The sequence below is a fragment of the Mucilaginibacter arboris genome, assembly GCF_009754915.1.
Taxonomy (GTDB): Bacteria; Bacteroidota; Bacteroidia; order Sphingobacteriales; family Sphingobacteriaceae; genus Mucilaginibacter_A; species Mucilaginibacter_A arboris.
In genome coordinates this window covers 1-2,300 of the sequence record NZ_WPIK01000040.1, presented here as the reverse complement: position 1 = coordinate 2,300, position 2,300 = coordinate 1, and the positions used below count along the sequence as shown (strand labels likewise).

At 53.5% G+C, this 2,300-nt stretch carries 1 protein-coding gene; it reads right to left on the bottom strand.

Translation table 11 applies throughout. From position 1 onward, the window contains the following. Window positions 1-2,192, bottom strand: a 2,192-nt coding sequence (locus GO621_RS18570) for a right-handed parallel beta-helix repeat-containing protein (protein ID WP_157569877.1), incomplete at its 3' end; no start/stop codon positions are given. Between the last annotated feature and the right edge of the window lie 108 nt (window positions 2,193-2,300).

The window sequence follows — 2,300 nt, the reverse complement described above, 5'->3', positions numbered from 1 at the left end:
GAAGTTGTGGGGTTGTACAGGAAGCTGATGTAGTTATCGGCATTGGTAGCGGTAGCTTCTACCTGTTCTAACCTGATGTTGTCAAAATAAACCGGGGAAGGCTGTTCCGGAACATCGAACACTATGGCCGCATTGCCCTCGTTGGCCGTGGCCGTGAACAAAAACTCCTTTTCAATCCTTGTGCCGCTGATCGTGGACGCCTTCCTTTCCGACAGGTCGCTGTAGCTGCCCGTGCCCTGGCGAAGGTAAGTTGTGGCCGCCTTGTAACTGTTGCCCCCCAGCATGCTAAACTTTAAACGGTAGCACTTGCCCGCCGTTACCGCACCCACCCCCATAATGACCGAGCCGTAGCTTGAACTGCCAGTTGTGGAAGAAAACGATACTTTCAGCGCCCCGCCGTCCAGCGCCCCGCTGTCCCAACTGGTAACACAATTACCAGCAGCAGCATAAGCATAAAGCCCCCCAATATTGCTGTCGAACGTGCCGTTGGAAAACTGGTTGACGCCCGTTACCTTAGTAATTGTATAAGCAGGGACACTGTGGGAAGGTTTTATGGCATTGGCGTCCTTCCCGTAAAGCGCCTTCCAGGTACCTACGCCCATCGTTTGATAACTATATACGCCGTTCACCTGTTGCAGCACGCCTATGGTTAGGTCATTGTCCTGCGGGCGGTAGTAGTAGTTCCCATCAAAACTGCCGAAGTTACCAATGTCGTTATCTTTCGTTTTATATTCTGCTGCCAATTGAGTGGCCAGCTTGGCAAAGAGGACATTGCTGGTGACCGTACAATTGTAAACCGGCCTGTCTGCGGCAACATTGTCATGTTCCATATACAACTGCGTCGCATTGTTGTAAAGCGTATTTTGTTTAATAACTATATCATGCGCATTATGGATATACACACCGTAAGAGGCACAATTAGCCACGGTGTTGGATGAGATTTCTACCTGGCCGGCATTATCATCTATATAAATACCATGGGCATAGGCTTTGGCAGGGTTATCTGTCCCGCCTGGTGCCCCTATCCCGTTTAACACGATATTGCCTGTTACTACCCGTCCCGAATTTGTTGCTGCGCCCGTCCCGTTGTTCCACGTATAGATCCCGCCCCCATCGTCCTTGGCCAGGCCAAAGTTGCTCACCACGTTGTTTTTCACCGTCACGTTGTCCCCGCTAAAGTTGAGCCCTATATAGCCCGTGCTGTCTATCGTATTGTTTGCCACCAGGTTATTGTTGCCGCTTATCGTTACCCCTTCGTACGTGCCGTCGCCCCCGTCCCCCATGCCAGCATAAACAGCAGTGCCCCTTACCTGGTTGCCCCGCAAAATGGTATTGTTGCCGCCGTTCACGCTGATTGCATTGTTGCCCGTATGGGCAATTGTCGTGTTCTCTACCGTCAGCCCATCGGTGCCCGTGGCATTAATAGCATTTTTGCCCGAAAACACAACTTCACAACCGCTGATGCGGATATGCTGTGAATAGCTGATCTCGAAAGCACTTACCGTAGCGCCGCTCAGCCGAAGGCCCTCAAACGAAATATTGCCCTGGTTGGAAAGCCGTACCAGCGTTTCGGTTACCCCTGCCCGTACCTGGTAGTTATCGCCAGGGCTATTGTTTGTAAAAATGCCCAGCCTGCCACCCTGGTAGTACCATTCCCCTTCTGTATCTAATGTGGCAGGATGGTTCTGGATAAAGTAACCATACCCCTTGGCCCCCCCATAGCCTGACTGGGAACTATAGTTTATGGTCGTACCGGATTGGGAAAGGATTTCGTTCCGGTCAATTACCCAGCGTGTTTTGCGCATCACCAGCTGTCCGCCTGCAAAATTGGTAAGTGAGGCCAACTTGTTGTCACTGATCGAGGTGTTACCGTTATAACTGTCATAATAGAGATAGCCCTGGCCCGCAGCCGTGGCGTTCGGGTACCTCCCGCAGGCCATGGCCGCACCGTTCACCGTGACCGTGTTCATGTACGAAAGGCCGCCCGGTACGGCAGCCTCCCAAATACCCCCCCCCTTTGCCTGCCAGCCCGAAAGCGTGGTAAAGCCCGTCAGCTCCGGCAGCCCGCCCTCCCCGTAAGCGCCAAAAACGACCGGCGAACCCGGGGAACCCGATACCGTTACCACCAATGTGCCCGTAAACGCCTCCCCCCTTTTGAACAGGACCGAGTCCCCCGCCACAAAACCGCCCATCGCCGCATTGACCCTCCCAATACTCCGCCACGGCGTACTTATATGGCCCGCCTCCGACAGCGACCGCCCATCGTCCCCACTCAACAACGATACATAGTACGTCGTTGC